Consider the following 16,624-nt stretch of genomic DNA (forward strand, 5'->3'; position numbering starts at 1 on the left):
CTAACTGGTCGGGCTTTTTCCTTCTTGCCGGATTCACCAACCTACCTCGAAAAGCGGTTGGGGTCGCTGCCCCTCAGATGCGGGAGAGTCCGGCGCAAGAACGAGTTTATCGCCTGACGATCGCGATGCAACCCCATTTTTTAACGATTGCAATCGGTTGCAGTTCAGGGACTGAATTCAGCCTGTCCCTGTATCTTCTCGCCGGTCAGCGCTTTGAAGGTAACAAGTAGGCGCATGGGTCCGACGCGCCCTCCGTACTTCACCTCTCTTGCCTGCTCGGCGCCCATGAACGGGAGGTTGTAGTAGAACTTGCCGAACGGCACATGAGTCAGAAACGCCACGGTCTTCTCTCTTCGCAGACCAACCCTGCCAGCCTTGTAGTCGCCCTCGCGCACCCACTTTCGCGCAATGGCGTGATACCGGCCATATACCTCTAGGCCGAACTCAACCCGGCCCGGCACCTTCACGAACTCACCGTCATCGTCGACCAGGCTGAAGTACATCTCATAGCCGGACGCGTCTCTCGTCGTGGCAAAGTGCTTGACCCGCGCCGGCCGCACTGAGGCTAGCGCGGCGTCCAGCTTGCCCTCGAGCTCGGTGCACCCTTCGTGTCCCGGCTTCTTCTCTTGGCAGTCTCGAATAGCTCGGTACGCCTTGACGTATCGGCCCGCCGACAAGTGCGCCGTGGCATCCGTCATCTTCTCGTTGGCCTTCTCGAGAGCCTTCTCTTTCGCTTCGGACAGTCCCGTTCTCACGTTGGCCGCGAGTTCGTGATCCGGGTAGGTTCGGAGCCACTGCTCATACGCGCTTGGGGTGCCGCGAAATCGCGCCAAGTTGGCGGCTGTCTCGGCCGGCAGCTTCACACTGGCGGGAGAGCAGCTCGACTCCCCCCTGCACTCTACCGATGCGAAAACAGAATCGATCGGAAACTCATCTTCCCCGAATTTCTGAAAGCCAAACAGGGCTTCACCGTCCTCGTCTAGCGTCCCAAGGAAGCGGTGACTGGTCCCCCCGCTCTTCACCACAAGATACAGATCACCAGCAGGCTCGGTGCCACAGTCGACTTCACCCACTGACTCGCTGAAGTGGTCTTTTTGGCTTCCGTTGACTGTCTCGACGTGCCGTATCTTCTCGCACCTTAGAATTCGACTGCCTTTGACCTGAACCGTGTGTTTGTCGAATGCCATCGACAGTTCCACCCGGCCCTTTTGGCGGTCTAGTGGCTTCTCCTCAAAGGTGACATTCTGCTGCGTCATCGGCCGCGGCTGACTTGCGCAACTTGCCACACCGACAATCAGTACGATCACAGTGGTCCAGGTCTTCGCGCGTTCTCGCATTTTCTCCCTCCGCATCTTGTCGTTTTTGGTTACCGGCCCAATGTACCAAATCTGATACATACGTCCAGGCAACACCGCCCTACTCTCCCGCTCACGAGTTCGTATCACGATCACTCGCGCGGGAACGATGGCCGAAGATGTAGGCATAAAGGGGCGGAAGCTAGTCGCGGACAACGTCCGTCGGTTACGGAAGGAGAAGGGCCTGTCTCAGCAGGAGCTCGCCGAGCGCGCAGACATGCACCGCACCCACCTGGTGAAATTCGAGAACTACCACGTGAGCCCGTCGATCGACGTGCTGTTTCGGTTGGCCCACGCTCTTGGAGTACAGCCAGCTGCCTTACTCTCGAAAGACGACTGACGCGTCCGAGTTCATTCTTCAAATTCAACCGACGGCTCATTTCCGAGCGAGCCAAGAGTCCAAAGTGAGCCCTTACCGGAAAACTCACGGGATATGCTGAAGCCGATTGGCGCCGCGGAATCTCCGGTGACGCTGAGATTCGTGCACTCTTGAAATGTCCTTTCCACCAATTTTCGGAGCATTGGCGGTGTTTCGGTGCTGCTGCCGCTTTCCAGATACTCCTGGACACGTTTTTCAAGCGTCGACACCGCAATTTCCGCTGCGGCTTCTTTGTCGGTGATTCCGAAACCACGTAGGTAGATCGCGGCGTTGGCGATCACCATTTTCCCAGGCTCCACAACCGTGACCGCAATACAGCGCGAGGATTCATCTTTGGCCGTAGCTTGAATGAGGAGTGGCGAAGCATGTTGGATCCGCCCTTGTTCACTCAATCGCCTGAGAAACAGCCGCGAGTTGTGAGATATCCACAACGGGAATCCTCCGTGAGTTCCCATCATCGACATCGGGTCAACGTACTCGAACGCCGGGATAGTGCCGTTTTCATATGCTTCGTCAATTGCCCGTTGCGCGAAGTACATCTCAGCCAGCCATTCCACGTAGCTGTAGCCGCGCACTTGCTCGAATACATGCCTCCGAGTGACCCGAGCAAGAGGCAGCTCAAGTTCACGGCAAGCCATGTTCGTGAACCGCGAAACTTCCGGGTCCTGTGGTTGGGCGCGCCTGTCCGCACCCTCGTACTCCACCGCAAAGAGCGGTGACCACTCGTCGTCGATCACAACAAAGTTGACGTCTGAGTCTCCGAGGCGCGCCAGCCGATCTTCATCGGCGGTAGCATCGTCAAACAGGTACTTGAGCTTGGGCCGTGCGATCAGATGTGCCCGGTGCTCACCGGCCAGTGGCTCCAGAGTCTTCCAAATCTTGAACTCACTTAGGCTTCGCAGATTTCCCGCCATAACCGTCCCAATACGTAATCGCTATCTTAGTTCACGATGAGGTAAGACTACGGGCAATGCGTTCCTCGCGCAAGTTGCTGGCGGTGATGAGTGGATGTTACCTGGAAGACGCGAAATGGCCGAGCGGCACGCGTAGGCGCCACCCGGCCGGTAAAATACGGGAGTCTTGCGGCCCTCCAGTTGTTCAGCTCGCGAGAATGTGCCTTCGATCTGTCAAGTCAGAAGCGGACCTGTTCGAGAGTATGCCCTGGAGTTGCCTACTGGTCTCGTTTGGAGTCAAATACGAAGTGGTCTGGATCATACCAAAGGACATTCAGGTGAGGAGAATCTCCCGCGAAGAAGCCCCACAGACGCGTGGGACCATTGATTCGAAGTTGGACTAACTGATCGATCATATCGAGCTTTAATGCTTTCAGTCGGTCGTGCGCTGGCGTAACGATCTTATCGAGCGCAGTGAAGTGGTTGCTCCCTCTATCTCCGAACAAGATCTCATTCCACGTTCGCTGCTCAAACGACCTGAGCCGCTCTAGCAATTCGTCATACTGTTGTTTATCCAGCACAAACCCAAACTGGTCAGGTTCGGGATCCACCCTATGGAATCGCCACGTAGGCTTCTGATTCCTGATAACGTCGAACTCGGCATTGTCGGGAATCTTAGGCTGTTTTTCCGAACGCGGAACGATTTCGGAGGCGTATTTGGGACCCTGTTCCGATTTGAGAAAGTCTCGATAGGATTTTTCAACGCCTTGGATTTGCTCAAGGACGTTATCTCTTTCAGCCTTATACTGATCCAGGTCGCCCGGCTCGCCACCGTCCGCCAGCAAGCCGCTCCACTCGAGGAAGTCAGGACGTAGAGCTTTGTACGGCTCAATAAATGCACGAAAGCGGCTGAGTTCGTTTTCTAACGATCTGCACTTCTCAAAGAGGTCTTCGAGAATCCGGGGCAACTCCCCCACAACAACCTCGTCCACTCACAGAGAAGCGTAGTACTGTTGCATCGTCTCAAGAGAGATGGGCTTCTTGCCGCGCTCAGTAGGATCGAGTCCCTTGCGTGCCTCTTTCCACGGCAACTCTTGATGAGTGAGTTGACTGAGCCATTGACCGGATTTATCGCCATAAAACTTGATAACAGCGGTCACTGTCTTTCTTTCCTCATCCGTGAGGTTGGTACAGTCTCCTTCTTGCCACGAATCTACGGTAAATTGGCCAGCGTGCCAGTTATAAAGCTCACGCACGACAGGCCCGTTAATCCACGCCTCAATATCAGCGTCGAAAATTGGCTTTCCGTCCCATACCAGCGACCATGCTTGGCAGTAATAGACGAGCTTTTGGAGCTTCATCGTCGTGAGCTCCCCCGCTTCTTCTAAAATGCATGCAGCGACATCGTGTACGCTAGCCATGACAACCTCCGTGTTCCTCGTATTGGAGGTAAACTCGTAAAATGGCCGTTACTCCGTGGCCACAACTTGACATCCGTGTCAATTTCAAAGCGAAGGTAGGTGCGAACTTGACACCTGTCAATCTCTCTAGATTTGCCGGTTTCCGACCTCACTGGAGGACCTCGCTACCTCAATAAGAACAGAAATGTCGGAAACATTCCACCTTCCATGCCCATTCTGACAGCTTGAATCATAGAAGAACGATCGTAGCTCGAACGAAGTTTGCACCCTGGAAAGTTCTGAATGCTCTGCCGCCTCCATCTCAATGGTCGTCCTGTCGATTCTGAGAGTAGATCACGAAAACACGAAACTCTGCTTCGCGACAACCTGCTCAGACGCTGGAGCCATCCAGAGCGATCCGATTGCCCCGGTAGTTAACGATGCCAGCTTCGAGCTCAAATACACGACAATGGAGATGGCTGGCGTCTGCCCTGGTACTCTTACCGGCGGCCACAATCCAACCAACTCCGAACACTTCGCTCCAAACCGCCGAAACGTGACGGTGTCCGAACAGAAGCAAGTCGCACCGACCCGCCAGCGTGGCCAGCAGCTCGTCCGCGTCGACGAGTTCGAGCCCCAGATCTCGGTAGAACGGATGGTGGTGCAACATCACCACGCGGGTGTGCGGCGAACCCATCTCGAGATAGTCGGCGACCTGCATTCGCTGCGCGTACCCTATCTTTCCGCGGGCCAAGTCAACGGTATCGTTGGCGGCCATGCACGAGTCGAGCGCAATCAATTGCACACCGTTGATCTCCATCACGTAGGGATAGCCCGCCCTCGCCTTCGTCAGCTTCTCGCGAAACTCGAAGAATCGCTCCGGCCCGCCGTCTGACTCGACGTTCCCCCATAGCTTGTAGTCGTGGTTGCCCGGCATCGTCATCACGAGACGGCAGTGCTCTGCGAGCGGCGCCAGCGCTTCCCTGACAACCTCAAATTCCGACGCCTTGGCGCTGTTCACGAAGTCGCCAGTGATCACTATCGCGGCGTCCTGGTGGTGCCGCGTGATGTGGTCGACGATGTGCTGAAGGTTGCGGTACTCGGGATCGTCGCGGGTGGAGACGTGGAGGTCGGAGAGATGGATCAGCTTCATTTGATCTCCAAGAAATGGAAATGGACCCCGAAGGGTCCGTGACAGCAAGACAATATCGATCTCGTACCAGCGCCAGCCGAGATACGGCGTGGGGGATTGACGCTAAGCCGTCATGCTGCTGCGGCGGTTGCAGCATAGGCGGTCGACCCTGGTCAAGCCGACTCGGTAAGGAGCGCACATGTGTGCACGATATTCGTGCGTCCTGTTCCACCAGCTCGGTTGATCGCGCTGCGAGGGAGAATGATGTCGCGTAAATTGACGGCTCGCTTCTCTGCCTGCTAGCGTCTCGGCATTCACAAGACCCGACTGCGATGGGGGCACGATGAAGACAAAGGATATGGTTTGGCTGGGCGTTCTCGGCGTGTGCTTTCTGGTGTTGTTCGGCGCTGTGCTCGCCAGTAGCGACTGCAGCTTCGAGGCCCGACCGAGCGCGGGAGACGCGCAAGAGTTGTGCGAGGAGAGAATCAAGGCCCGCCTGAAGGCGCCGTCAACGGCGGAGTTCGGCACCGACCCGGTCATCGAGACTGAGGAGGACGGCACCAATGTGACGATCGAGTCTTGGGTGGACGCGCAGAATCCGATGGGCGCGATGCTCCGAAGCGACTGGACGTGTGAGGCCACGTACGATGAAGCTTCCGGGAAGTGGCGACTAGATGAGCTGAACCTACGTTCACGCTGACGTCTGGCACCTGTTGGTGCTGTTTGGGTGAAGGAGTAGAAGAGTGAAGGGATGTCTTGTAAACGTAGTTCTGATAGCTGTTATTTTTGGCGCGCTTGGATTTGCGGCAACTGAGCTCGAGCCGAAGATAACGGCAGCTTTGGTAGCGGGAGTTGCCACGGTACTCGTGGCTGTTTGGACTAAGTATCGCGAGACGATGCACGAAGTGGAAGTGGACCTTCGGAAGCGCAGAATCGAAGTCTACGAGAATCTTCTCGAAGTCATCTTCGATATGTACCGAAAACAGCAAAAAGACGAACCGGTTGATCAGGAGGGCCTAGCTGACCGAGTTGCCGCCTTCACACGCGACCTGACTCTTTGGGGAAGCGACGACATTGTACGGGCGTGGCAGGAGATTCAGTTGAAGGAATCGCACGGCGCATATGAAGGGTTCAACGAAGAACGCGTTGTTGACTTGGACAAGCTATTGCTCGCGATTCGGCGCGACTCAGGGCATCAAGACACCACACTTGGCCCCGGCGACCTCACGTCGCTCTATGTTACTGACGCTGTTCAATTGTTTCCGTCCATCATTGAACGTAGAAAATCGGCGTTCGAGTTGATCACTCAACGGCTTAAAGAGCGAGAGGAAACTGAACGCGCTCCTGACGAGTCTTCAGACGCCGGCGAAGACTAAGTGCCGCGCTGTACCCACCACTCCCCGACGTTCCCGCCGCAGTAGGCGGTGTACGCGCCGATGAGAAACCCCGCCGCGGTCGCGTCGAGCATCCCATTGAAGGCGAGCGCCACCCCGACACCGATCACCACCATCACGAGCAACAGCTTTCGACTCAGAAACTTCTTGAAGTTCATCGGTTCATCCTCCGGCAAATTTGAGTAGGAATTGAAGTGCGGCCATCGCGGCAACGATGCCACCGGCCCATTTCGCGAGTTTGAGCGCGAGGTCATCGACCTTCGTTTCGAGGATGTCGATGTCGGCGCGGGTTGCGTGACCGTCTGACTCCAGCCGACTGACCCTTTCGTCCAAGCGAATGACGTCGTCGAAGCGATCCGCCAGACGGTCGATGCGGTCGGGAAGCTCGGCGAGTGACACGAGGGCTTGCTCGACGGTACGAAGCCGTTCAGCATGGCTCTCGTCGCGTCGCTCCAGCCCCTGAACTCGGCGCTCTAGATCGGACATTGTAGCTCTCTCATCGGACACAGTTCGGCCCCGTCTTCGCAGTGGTGCTCAAAGTTGGTCGGTACGTCGAGGGATAGGTTGGTGTGGCGTGTTCTCTCAATTCAATAGAGCCCGTGAATTGATCGCCGCCACTGCATGAACCGCTCGACCTGCCGTCGTGAAAACGCACCGTCGAGCACAATCGGCATCGCCATCACGCCATCGACGTGAAAGCCGTTGTTGTAGCGCTTGCCCAAAAACACCCGCCAGTCCTCCGCAAGTGACGTAGCGCCGATGAACCATGAGCCTATCTCCGAGCCGTTCTTGAACAGCCGTAAATCGGCCCCGTCGTACCACGCAAGAACGTCCATCCACCCCGCATGGGCGTCGCTGATCGACCCGCCCAAATAGGTCGACCCGTCGTTGATGAATACGGCTATTTGATTGGTTGGCGCGCGCAGTTGAACGGCCTCGCCAGTCTGCGACTGCAAATCCATGAGCCAGTTGTAGTCAGATGCCGACGCCTGATCGACGGCGACCCCGAGCAGGAACCCTTCGTCGAGCGTCATCGGGTCGAACTCGGTCACCAAGTAGTCGTTCGAACCATCGAACTCGGCGGCGTGAACACCTGCCGCCACTGCGTCTCGCCGCATCAACGGTGCGTACGCCGAAGACGTTGCGAATGCCTTCGATGCCCCGTCTTCGTCCCAGGCTCTGACCACCACACCCTCGGGATACGCACCGATCCACTCGCTACCGTAGGCTTTGAGCGAAGGAAGCTGCTCGTAGGCCAAGTTGACGTAGCGAATCTCCTCGAGAGTCGCCGCGTAGAGCTCGCCCCGATCGCTGCCGCCGCTTTCGTTCCACTGGAATTCGAGCTTCGTCTTGAAGGCCGATGCGTTGCTGTCGTCGACGACAATGACGGCGCGTTGCCACGATGTAGACTCCCCGAATGAGAGCATCGCTTGCGCCTCCTGCGCTCCCGGTGCGTAGCCGTTGCGGCAGCCGTCGAGGGAAATCCTCAGATCGAGCGCTGAACCGAACGCTTCGAACACCAACACGAACGCCTCGGTGCCGCCGGAGGGGTCGAGCCCACCGATCTCAGCGCGAGAAGGCCGAATCGTCGTGTTGTAATCGTCGAGGTCGTCTTGGTTGGTCGCATTCTGTTGCGTCCAGGTGGTCGACGTGGTCCAGATTGGAATGGTCCAAACGCCGATATTGGTCTTGAGCCCCGACGTCGCAAAGCCGTGGTTGACGGCCTCGACAATGGCGTCGATACCGCGCTCATCAATAGCCTCTCCGTAGGTGTACGATGCCTGCCCAGGCAGCGTGATTGCTTGCTGTAGCTGAATCATGAAATGCCCCACGCGCTGAATCCGAGCATCCAAAGGTGCATGTTGCTCTTCATCGGAAGCCCTTCGTTATCGGCCGGCAGATTCGCGCCGTTGCCGCCGTCGTCATTCCAGCCGGAGTGCTCGGTGAAGGGATAGCCGGGGTCGCCGCCGTCGCCCTTCACCCACACCTCGACGTTCATGTTGATTCTGAGCGGCAACTCGGGGTTGTAGGCGCCGGTGAGGCCGAAGGATATCCTTGCGGGAACGGTCTCGACACTGGCGTCGAGAACTCGGTCCCAGGTCCCCTCCTGGTAGGCGAACGAAGTCCCGTCTTCCGATTCCTCGAAGAGCAAGAACATATTGCGAAGAACGTGACTCTCGGCGAGGAGATTCGTCGGCGTGTAGACCACGGTCTTGTAGAGCCATTCTGAGAGGCTGCCGCCCACCGTCGACCAAGACGTCTGCCCGTCGTCGATTTGCTGGGCTTCGGCCGAAAAGCGGATGACTCCCTTGGCCCCCTTCTGCTTGGAATCGGAGAAGGACTCAGCCTGAGCGTAGCGCCCGTAGTAGATCGGCAGGATGTCGGCGTAGACCTCGACCTGAGACAGTGACTGCCGAGGCGGAGCTGCCACTTCGTAGACATAGAGCGACTTGCTCGCGTTCGTGCCGTGCCAGTTCCAGTGATAGTCCCGGTAACTCCAGTCATATGGTGCGTTGTATTGCTCGCGGCCCAGGACAAGACATTGACGTCTCTGCGAGACCCGGTTGATTTCCGAAGCCATCTTTGACGGCGTCTGGCCCTTCGTCGGCTGCAGAGGCTTGATTTCGAGATCATCGATCATGCGTAGACCTCGCGGACTTCGAATGAGACAGGCTGGATGTAGGAGGCCACGAGCCGATACGCCTTGCTGTACCCGCCGACTTCGAGACCGGGCGACGAGACGTATAGACCCTGCCCCGACACGTTGGACTGGCGCCGCTGCGCGTCTGCGAACCTCCCCGAGAGGGTGTGGTTTCCATCCGCTCCGACGATCCCTGTACCGAAGCAACAAACCTCGTTCGCCTTGTGAGCGGGCGCGGAGCTCGACGACCCTTCGTCAAATGCGCCGGTTTGCTGGACCTTGAGCCGGTGGTTTGAGGCTCGGCTATCGATGTCGTAGGCGTTCAGCACCGCGTCGTGGTAGGTCCCATCCTTGACGTCGTAGACTTTGTCACCGGGGTTGATCGGGCAGCGGCTCTTGATCGCAAGATGCAGGTGCGAATAGCCGCCCTCACCACCTGCGGAAGTCAGGACTTCCGACGAGAGGTCATAGTACCACGAGGCCCATTGCCAATAGACTTCGTTGCCGCTCAAGACAGGCACGATCGTCTGCGTGCCCGACCCGCTGTCGGTCTCGAAGAAGGTCCGCACGTCGAGCCCCAGCCCCTGGTAGAGGGAATCAGAACCGATGTCGTCGAGGTCCGTGTTCGAGACCCTGCACAACAGGCCGCATTCGAGGCGCTGGAGCCCCGCCGGCACGAAGTACGGCGCTCGAAAGATCGTGAGCCAGCGACTCACCGAGCAATATGGCCGGATGTGGTCTTTCTGTGTGTCGCTCGACGATGACGTCTTGAAGTTGTGGACAATGTGGTTGCCCCGGTTCTGACGCACCCATCCGGCGTTGTCCTTCAGCCGGTTCAACAGAAGCGTATCGTAGGGTCGGTCGGGGTCGTGCCCCTGACCTTCCCACCATCTGAATTCAGGCATATTTATCCCCTTCATCGAGGGCGGAACCGAGAGTCCCGGCCTCGTCAGAAATGAATGCTGTGCGCCGCTCCGCGGCCTTACCGTGGTTGTAGTACGCGTTGCCGACAGCCGGATTGCTGTAGTCGTCGTAGTCAGCGAGACGGACGTAGAGCCTCTCGGTCGAACCGATGGTGTAGCCAATCCCCGAGACCGTCAGAGTCTTCGTCGAATTGTTCACCGCCGAAACCGTCAGGGACCCGGGGTCCTTGAACGAATGCCTTCCGCTTTCTTCGACGAGCACAATCTCGTCTCCGGCGGTGAAGCCTGTGTCTCCCGAGACGGTCTCGTAGTCCCCGGCCAGAACCATCTCGTCGGTGCTGGTGCTGTACGAAATGACTCGATCGGCCGGTGCGATGAGCATCGACGGATGGTCATTCATCGACCAGTTCACGAGAAGAACATCGACGTCGACGCGCTGGTCTTTGAACCGGAGCGTTCGCGCGATCACGAGGCCGATGAAGGTGATGTCGGTGTCGCGTGGGCTTACGCGACTCCCATCGGGGCCGATCAGCTCGGGACTGTCACCGGCGAGGTTGTCGGTGGAAACGGCGACCCACTGGAGAAGCTGAGGAACCCGGCCCCGTTCGCCCAATGAGCGGTAGCTATCGCGTGTATGAAGCGGCAGCACGCATTGAAGAACCGGCGGCGTCTCCCGGCGCTTCTTGCTTTGCTCGTCGAGCCAGATTTGGACTTCATCACGTCTGCTCTTGAACCTGAGCGACATGTCGAATTTGAACGGAGACTGGTTGCCCTGATAGTCGGTTCTGTTTCCGACCAACTGAGTTGAGGTCACTGCATCCGGCTCCGCACCGTAGGGTGTGCCTCCGAGCTTGGCTCGGACCTGAGCGTTCACCTCGTTCACTCGCCAATCAGTCTCGATCCGCTCCGGCAGCAGGTAGGCAAACGAGCCGGTGCCGTCATCGTTCGTCAGCTCTTCGATGGTCGAGTGAGTCCACGTCTCGAGATGGCGTAGCGCGAGCTTCCCTGCTTCGGTCGGGACAGGCCGGAAGCCGTAGGGAATCAGTAGCTGATTGAGAATCACGTCTTCGAGGCTGAACCGCTCATCCCAATTCAAGACGAGCCGATCGACCGGTGCCGGTACGGTGTCGATGCAACGCTTCCATGACTCGGCGTCGATCATGTCGACGGGGATCCCCATCCCCCACGACTGACCGAATACGTCGAAGACGAGATACTGACCGTCGACGACCGGGTTGTTGTCGGACGTCCCGCCGTTGGACAGCATCAGAGCAAGCGCGATCGCGGCGGCATGACCCTCGGGCCCGTAGATGGCCGAGAAGACATTTTGTACGAAAGTGTCAGCGGGTTGACCGTTGTCTTGCTCGCGAAGCAGGCAGAGCACCTCTCTGACCGTCTTGTCTCGGACCGGTGTCCCCTCTTCCTCGTCATGCGTGGTGAGGTCGAGCGGTACCAACGGAGTCAGGCTCCCGCCCTCCTGCCGGAAGCGGTAGAGTTGGTCTCCGACCTGAAAGACCTTCGACGATGACGACGTCGCCCAATCTGGCTCACTCCCTGAGTAGGACAGCGAGCCGCTGAGTTCCCCGTTCTTTGCGTAGTGGAGGTCCGTCGTGTCCCAGGGGTGGTCGGTGCCGCCCTCCGCCCCGTATAGCGTGACCAATGCGTCAGATCCGCCGATCTCAATCAAAGTCTGTTGGTCGTTCGAGCGGATGGAGTCGAGAAAGCCGTGCCAGACCCGCTCCTTCGTACCCCGGAGATTGTCGAAGAGGTACAGCCACAGACGTCGGTGCTTGTAGTACGGCGGCCGCCAGTAGACCTTGTCCCCCGCGAGGTGACTTTGCCCTGGTGACTCGGCGACATCCCGCCAGACGGTGCACTCGTGCTCGATGCCAGCCGATGAGACGGCTCGCACGTAGACGGTCTCGTCACCGATGTAGAGGTATTCCCCGGCCTCGGGGATGCGGGAGCTCGTGACGGTGATCGTCTGGGTCGAGCTGGTGACGTCGGCCGTCACGTACCCTTCGGCCCGCGGCGATGCACACAGCCTCTTGGTCACTGCCTCGGAAGCGACGAGCCGGAACGTGCCCGCCTGGAGCCCGAGTCCCCCTTCCCAGAAGTCGGCAGACCCGTCGATATTGTCGGGAATCATCTCCTCGGAGAGCGGCTGTGCTTCGACCCCGTAGCTCGGAACGAGGTCGCTATCTGGAATCCCCCAGGTGAACAGAGCGCCGAATGGCTTGTAGTCGTCGAGGTAAGGCACCCCTTCGATTTGAAGCCCGAGCGCGACGCTCTGAAACGCGGTATTTTGAGTGTTGAGAGCCATTATCCCACCCCGTAGTTGCCGATGGTCGGGTGACGCTCGACAACAAGGTCGATCGTCCAGAAGTCGGCCAGTTCGCCCCGCTCCTGGAGGGTCTCACCGAAGTCACTCGCGAATGCCGACTCGGCTCCGGCGTAGACGATCTCGAATGGATGAGAGGCTACTTCGAGGTCGTCTGCGCCTTCGTCGTGAATAAGAATCGAGTGCCGATAGGTCGACAGCCCGTGCTCCCACACATCAAACCAGAGATTCCCCTCGTCGCCCTGAGCGAGACGAGCAACTTCCGCATATCCGGGCTCGCTGACCTTGCCTTCATGGACATGCGCCGCCGGTATCCAGCCATAGCGAACGCGGCGGACCCTCAAAGAGCCCCATCGCGTGTTCTGGATGGTTCTCGAGGTGTGGCCAGGATTGCGGAACTGGATCTTCTTGGCGTTGCCTCGCTTCTTTCGAAAGCTAATCTCCGGTTCGAGCCAACATCCCGAGCGAGCGAGGTCGCCAACGAGCTCGGTGCCGCTGGTGAAACGGTTGGAGTCGGCCCCGGCGAACCCGAGCACATCCTTGAGCGTGTCGTCGAATGTGCCGTAGCTGAAGGCCCACCCGAAGTTGCTGACGGACCCGCTCGTCTTGACGAGCTTGATGCCCCCGTCGCTGAAGTCGCTCGACAATGTCGGTGTCGCGACCTGGAACTCGTAGTTTCCGGTCAGCACCCCGCCGTTGAGATTCCCTTCGATGACGTCGAAGAGGGACGGATACTCGGCGCTGAACTCATTTCGATAGGCGTAATAGATGCCCGCGGGAATCACGAAGAGGTAGACCGCGCCCGACTCGATGAAGCGAAAGGAGACGTTCTCGGCGAACTCGATAGGATAGAGCCACAAGTCACGTTTAATCATGCGCGACCTCCACCAAGTTGCAGACGTCGTCGGCGCTGCATGGCCGCATCGACGCGCCGCTGGGTTGCCACATTGCCGTCGAGCAGCGTGGCCCCTTGGAAGTTGTAGTTGTTGACCACGCGGGCCTCTCGACGTGCCTCTCGCAAGGCTTCGAGGTTGGCGCGCTTCATCGATTCAAAGGCTGCGCGCTGATCGATACCGGCACGAATCGACGGGGACGTGCTTCCACCACCGGCGGACCCGCCCGAGGCTCCCGATCCCGTCTTCACGTTGGGTGCAGTCCCGGCAATGATCCCGAACATGCCCGCGGCAACGCCGTGTTGCGCCGCACTCGCCCAGAACCCCGGATTCGCCGGGAAGAAATACGCGGCTGCGGCAGCAGCAGCGGCGGAAGCCGCTTCAAAGGCCGCCCGGATCGCGGCCTGTTCTTTGACTGAATCGCCTAGGATACCGGCGGCTGCACCTCCGGCCGTTGCCAGCGCATCGATACCGGCCGTCGTAGCATCAACGGCCTTGCCAAAGTCCCACTGCTTGTTGAAGGCTTCATCGATCGCGCCTGCCATCGTGCCGACTTCACTCGACAGATCGCCGACGAGTGAGACCTGCTCGGCGAGTCGGTCGTTGTACTGACCGATGAGGTCTGCCCCGGCCTGCGTGAACCCGCCAATCTCGAAACTGGAGGTCAGGGTCTCTCGTCTGGCCGCTACTGCGTCGAGAGTCTCACGCGTCCGTTCCCGGTGGCCTTCCAGCCACTCATCGTGCGTGCGCTTGATCTCATCGATCTCAGCGTCATATCGGGCCCGCATCGCCTCGATGGCTTTCTGACGATTCTCCTTCCGCCTCTCGGCTCGAAGGTCAGCCAAACGCTCTTGTAGCCGCTGTTGCGCCTCGAAGCGGATGTCGGCCTTTCGGCGCTCCATCTCCTCTTCGGAGAGCCCTTGGTCGGTCTCTGTGGCCTTTTCGCGAGACTCGGCTATCCGGTCCCATTCGTCGCCACGCTTGCGCAGTAGGTTGTTGACCTTGAGCGAGTAGAAGGTCCTGAGCTTCTCTCTTTCCGCCTCTGCTGCGGCAGCGTTGAGATCCTTCTGACGCTGGTAGTAAATCTCTTGCAGCAGCTTCTGCGTTTTAAGGTCGAAGCGCTCCTGTTCGGACTTTGCCTCGAGGATATCGCGTTCGAGTTCCGCGAGCTTGATCTTGGCGTCGAGGTTGGCGGTGGTGCCCACACGCTCGACTTGATAGCGTTCGCGAATTTCAGCAATACGGTCCTGCTCAAGCTGATTGACTCGTTCGAGCGCCGCCTCTTCACGAGCCCACCCGAGATTGCTCTCCTTGATGAGGCGTCGACGCTGGTCGGCTTGCCACTTTGCGCCCTTGATGAGCTTCTTTTGGAGATCGCGGCGAAACTCGTAGGAGTCTGTGTCGATCTCACCGGCGCCCTCTTCCCCTTCCTTCTTCGGGAGCTTGTCGATCTCCTTGCCGACGTCGCGAATCCGCTCCGGCGCCTTTTCCCATGCCTCGACGAACTCTTCGACCCAACCGGCGGCGCCTTCGACGGCCGTGGCCATGCCGCCGACAATCTCGTCGACACCCACAAGGTCGGAGAAGGCAACCTCCAGACGCTCCAATGAGGCGTCCAGACGACCGGCCGCCTTTGCACTCTCGGGCAGCCCCTTGGCAAAGCCGCGGGTCTTCTGGTCGAGCACGTCCAGGGCACGCGCGACACCTTCGCCCCGGTCGGCCATCCCCTTGAAATTCTGGATTTGAGCATCCGACAGGATGCCCATCTCTTTGAGGGGACCGAGGTCGCCGGTGATCGCCTGCCCGAGCGCCTTGGCGACTTCGGTGTAGTCCTTGCCCGACTGGTGAGACAGCGCGAGGATGCGGTTCAGGTTCTTCGAGGAGTCCTCGACGGTGTCTGTGCGAGTCGTCAGTTCGCGCATCGCGGCCGACAGTTCGGTGACCGACGCGCCGACGTCCTCGGAGACGTCGCGAATCTCACCACGCATCGACTCGAAGTGACCTTCGGCGACTTGGGCACCGAGACCGGTATTCTCGATCGACTGACGCAGGTCCCCCTGGACGGCCTGATAGTCGGCCAGCTTCTCGTTGAGCTCGATGGTCTTCTGGAGCCCCTGTTGGAAGAGCACAAGCCCGCCAGTGGCGGCCGCAAGCGGCCCGGCAAACTTGGTGACCGCCCCGCCAAGGGATCCGAACGAGCCGCCAAGGCCCTTCGTCGCGCCCTTGCTCTTGACCGCCTGGACGTTCCACTCGTCGGCCTCCTTGTTGAGGTCGCGGAACTCCCGGCGGTTGCGCCTCAGCCCATTCTCGACGTCCTTGAGCGCCGCGGTGGCTTTGTCTCGCACCTCGTAGTCAATTGTGAGTTCTTCATTTGCCATATGTCACGTCGGGATACCGGCCTTCTGGAGCATCTCTCGCGACTTTCGTTGTTCCTTCTCGTCGCGGAGCTGCTCGGTCTGGGCTTGGGCGCGAAAGTGATCGACCAGTTGGGCGACCTCTCGCATGTAGTAGGGCAAGTCGATGAGGTTGGTGCGCGGGGATGCCACCGGCTGATAGGGGCTCATCGGCGGCGGGTCGAGATAGACGCGGTAGGCGTCGTGCAGTCGAACGACGTCGGGGCGCACGTCCGTGTACTTGCAGCCGAACCGCTCACGGTGTTCTGGCGTATCTGGATGGCTGCCTCGGCAAATAGGGCACCGGCAGCCGTCGGCGTAGAGCAACTCCAGATACGCCCTCAGTCGTTTTTTTGGTCGACCGTCAGCGCGATGGTCTTGCGAATCTCACCGTACAGCGAGGCGATCTCGTGCGGCGGGATGTCGGCGAGCACTTCGAGCCGATCGGCCTTGGGGATGTCGTCCCACTCGGTCACCGGTTCGCCCTGCCGATCGCGGATGCCGTCGACCTTCATGATGTGGTCGTCGATGAAGTCGAGAACGGGCTCGACGTCCTTCGAGGTGATGCCGCTCTTGAGCGTGGTGAACTCGTCGAGCCACTCGTCACGAAGATCGTCGGGCAATCGAGCGAGAAGCTCCGCCGTCTTGATGTCGGCGGCGTCGTCGCTCTCGATGTAGGGTTCGAGCTCGTCGAACAGACGGGACTTCGCCCTGGACCAGTCGGTCCACTTCTGCTCGAACTCCGCCGCGTGAATCTCGATGTCGAGCAGTTCGGGGTGCGACGTCTTTCGGTACTTCAGCGTGATTTCGAGCTGCGAGACGTCAAAGGCTCCGGCCACGCGCTCTCGTTGTCCAAGCTGGTATGCCATAGGGGCACTCC

General features: G+C 59.1%; 18 protein-coding genes. 3 read left to right on the plus strand and 15 right to left on the minus strand.

What is annotated here, in order from left to right; genetic code table 11:
• Positions 1 to 164 precede the first annotated feature (164 nt).
• Positions 165 to 1,187 (minus strand): hypothetical protein, encoded by a 1,023-nt coding sequence (locus FIV42_RS00590; protein ID WP_141195781.1) that lies wholly within the window; start codon positions 1,185 to 1,187, stop codon positions 165 to 167.
• A gap of 277 nt (positions 1,188 to 1,464) precedes the next feature.
• Here FIV42_RS00590 and FIV42_RS31355 point away from each other — a divergent pair, with 277 nt between their 5' ends.
• Positions 1,465 to 1,695 (plus strand): helix-turn-helix domain-containing protein, encoded by a 231-nt coding sequence (locus FIV42_RS31355; protein ID WP_222615351.1) that lies wholly within the window; start codon positions 1,465 to 1,467, stop codon positions 1,693 to 1,695.
• A gap of 11 nt (positions 1,696 to 1,706) precedes the next feature.
• On the opposite strand, the gene FIV42_RS00600 is transcribed toward FIV42_RS31355, so the two are convergent.
• From FIV42_RS00600 to FIV42_RS00615, 4 genes are all read right to left on the minus strand, one after another.
• Positions 1,707 to 2,648, minus strand: a complete 942-nt coding sequence (locus tag FIV42_RS00600; protein ID WP_141195782.1) for a hypothetical protein — start codon at positions 2,646 to 2,648, stop codon at positions 1,707 to 1,709.
• Between the two features lie 257 nt (positions 2,649 to 2,905).
• Positions 2,906 to 3,604 (minus strand): hypothetical protein, encoded by a 699-nt coding sequence (locus FIV42_RS00605; RefSeq protein WP_141195783.1) that lies wholly within the window; start codon positions 3,602 to 3,604, stop codon positions 2,906 to 2,908.
• A 15-nt stretch (positions 3,605 to 3,619) separates the two neighbouring features.
• Entirely contained in the window at positions 3,620 to 4,048 is a 429-nt protein-coding gene (locus FIV42_RS00610) for a Panacea domain-containing protein (protein ID WP_141195784.1), read from the minus strand.
• Positions 4,049 to 4,418: 370 nt separating this feature from the next.
• Positions 4,419 to 5,180 (minus strand): metallophosphoesterase family protein, encoded by a 762-nt coding sequence (locus FIV42_RS00615; protein ID WP_141195785.1) that lies wholly within the window; start codon positions 5,178 to 5,180, stop codon positions 4,419 to 4,421.
• A 322-nt stretch (positions 5,181 to 5,502) separates the two neighbouring features.
• On the opposite strand from FIV42_RS00615, the gene FIV42_RS00620 reads away from it, so the two are divergent.
• Positions 5,503 to 5,859, plus strand: coding sequence for a hypothetical protein (locus FIV42_RS00620; protein ID WP_141195786.1), 357 nt, complete (start codon positions 5,503 to 5,505; stop codon positions 5,857 to 5,859).
• A 43-nt stretch (positions 5,860 to 5,902) separates the two neighbouring features.
• Positions 5,903 to 6,535: a hypothetical protein gene (locus tag FIV42_RS00625; RefSeq protein ID WP_141195787.1), complete on the plus strand. Its 633-nt coding sequence runs from the start codon at positions 5,903 to 5,905 to the stop codon at positions 6,533 to 6,535.
• Here the strand turns inward: FIV42_RS00625 and FIV42_RS00630 are convergent.
• The 10 genes from FIV42_RS00630 to FIV42_RS00675 all read right to left on the minus strand — a co-directional run bounded on the left by FIV42_RS00630 (position 6,532) and on the right by FIV42_RS00675 (position 16,613).
• Entirely contained in the window at positions 6,532 to 6,711 is a 180-nt protein-coding gene (locus tag FIV42_RS00630) for a hypothetical protein (RefSeq protein ID WP_141195788.1), read from the minus strand. The genes FIV42_RS00625 and FIV42_RS00630 overlap by 4 nt on opposite strands.
• Positions 6,712 to 6,715: 4 nt before the next feature.
• Positions 6,716 to 7,039 carry a hypothetical protein gene (locus FIV42_RS00635; RefSeq protein ID WP_141195789.1) on the minus strand — a complete coding sequence of 108 codons (324 nt, stop codon included), beginning with the start codon at positions 7,037 to 7,039 and terminating at the stop codon, positions 6,716 to 6,718.
• Between the two features lie 101 nt (positions 7,040 to 7,140).
• Positions 7,141 to 8,385, minus strand: coding sequence for a hypothetical protein (locus FIV42_RS00640; protein WP_141195790.1), 1,245 nt, complete (start codon positions 8,383 to 8,385; stop codon positions 7,141 to 7,143).
• A complete protein-coding gene (locus tag FIV42_RS00645) occupies positions 8,370 to 9,194 on the minus strand; it encodes a hypothetical protein (protein WP_141195791.1) in 825 nt (274 codons plus the stop codon). The genes FIV42_RS00640 and FIV42_RS00645 overlap by 16 nt, the downstream gene beginning before the upstream one ends.
• Positions 9,191 to 10,099 carry a hypothetical protein gene (locus tag FIV42_RS00650; protein WP_141195792.1) on the minus strand — a complete coding sequence of 303 codons (909 nt, stop codon included), beginning with the start codon at positions 10,097 to 10,099 and terminating at the stop codon, positions 9,191 to 9,193. The genes FIV42_RS00645 and FIV42_RS00650 overlap by 4 nt, the downstream gene beginning before the upstream one ends.
• Positions 10,092 to 12,440 (minus strand): hypothetical protein, encoded by a 2,349-nt coding sequence (locus FIV42_RS00655; RefSeq protein WP_141195793.1) that lies wholly within the window; start codon positions 12,438 to 12,440, stop codon positions 10,092 to 10,094. The genes FIV42_RS00650 and FIV42_RS00655 overlap by 8 nt, the downstream gene beginning before the upstream one ends.
• Entirely contained in the window at positions 12,440 to 13,333 is an 894-nt protein-coding gene (locus FIV42_RS00660; protein WP_141195794.1) for a hypothetical protein, read from the minus strand. The genes FIV42_RS00655 and FIV42_RS00660 overlap by 1 nt, the downstream gene beginning before the upstream one ends.
• Positions 13,330 to 15,696 carry a hypothetical protein gene (locus FIV42_RS00665; protein WP_141195795.1) on the minus strand — a complete coding sequence of 789 codons (2,367 nt, stop codon included), beginning with the start codon at positions 15,694 to 15,696 and terminating at the stop codon, positions 13,330 to 13,332. Before FIV42_RS00665 ends, FIV42_RS00660 begins: the two co-directional genes overlap by 4 nt.
• 36 nt (positions 15,697 to 15,732) lie before the next feature.
• Entirely contained in the window at positions 15,733 to 15,975 is a 243-nt protein-coding gene (locus FIV42_RS00670) for a hypothetical protein (RefSeq protein WP_141195796.1), read from the minus strand.
• Between the two features lie 110 nt (positions 15,976 to 16,085).
• Positions 16,086 to 16,613, minus strand: a complete 528-nt coding sequence (locus tag FIV42_RS00675; protein WP_141195797.1) for a hypothetical protein — start codon at positions 16,611 to 16,613, stop codon at positions 16,086 to 16,088.
• Between the last annotated feature and the right edge of the window lie 11 nt (positions 16,614 to 16,624).

Origin of the sequence: Persicimonas caeni (assembly GCF_006517175.1) — a bacterium.
Classification (GTDB): Bacteria; Myxococcota_A; Bradymonadia; order Bradymonadales; family Bradymonadaceae; genus Persicimonas; species Persicimonas caeni.

Excerpts from the sequence above, each read along its gene's own strand:
- FIV42_RS00590 (WP_141195781.1), bottom strand. The coding sequence starts at position 1,187 with ATGGCATTCGACAAACACACGGTTCAGGTCAAAGGCAGTCGAATTCTA.
- FIV42_RS31355 (WP_222615351.1), top strand. The coding sequence starts at position 1,465 with ATGGCCGAAGATGTAGGCATAAAGGGGCGGAAGCTAGTCGCGGACAAC.
- FIV42_RS00600 (WP_141195782.1), bottom strand. The coding sequence starts at position 2,648 with ATGGCGGGAAATCTGCGAAGCCTAAGTGAGTTCAAGATTTGGAAGACT.
- FIV42_RS00610 (WP_141195784.1), bottom strand. The coding sequence starts at position 4,048 with ATGGCTAGCGTACACGATGTCGCTGCATGCATTTTAGAAGAAGCGGGG.
- FIV42_RS00615 (WP_141195785.1), bottom strand. The coding sequence starts at position 5,180 with ATGAAGCTGATCCATCTCTCCGACCTCCACGTCTCCACCCGCGACGAT.
- FIV42_RS00620 (WP_141195786.1), top strand. The coding sequence starts at position 5,503 with ATGAAGACAAAGGATATGGTTTGGCTGGGCGTTCTCGGCGTGTGCTTT.
- FIV42_RS00630 (WP_141195788.1), bottom strand. The coding sequence starts at position 6,711 with ATGAACTTCAAGAAGTTTCTGAGTCGAAAGCTGTTGCTCGTGATGGTG.
- FIV42_RS00635 (WP_141195789.1), bottom strand. The coding sequence starts at position 7,039 with ATGTCCGATCTAGAGCGCCGAGTTCAGGGGCTGGAGCGACGCGACGAG.
- FIV42_RS00645 (WP_141195791.1), bottom strand. The coding sequence starts at position 9,194 with ATGATCGATGATCTCGAAATCAAGCCTCTGCAGCCGACGAAGGGCCAG.
- FIV42_RS00650 (WP_141195792.1), bottom strand. The coding sequence starts at position 10,099 with ATGCCTGAATTCAGATGGTGGGAAGGTCAGGGGCACGACCCCGACCGA.
- FIV42_RS00655 (WP_141195793.1), bottom strand. The coding sequence starts at position 12,440 with ATGGCTCTCAACACTCAAAATACCGCGTTTCAGAGCGTCGCGCTCGGG.
- FIV42_RS00660 (WP_141195794.1), bottom strand. The coding sequence starts at position 13,333 with ATGATTAAACGTGACTTGTGGCTCTATCCTATCGAGTTCGCCGAGAAC.
- FIV42_RS00675 (WP_141195797.1), bottom strand. The coding sequence starts at position 16,613 with ATGGCATACCAGCTTGGACAACGAGAGCGCGTGGCCGGAGCCTTTGAC.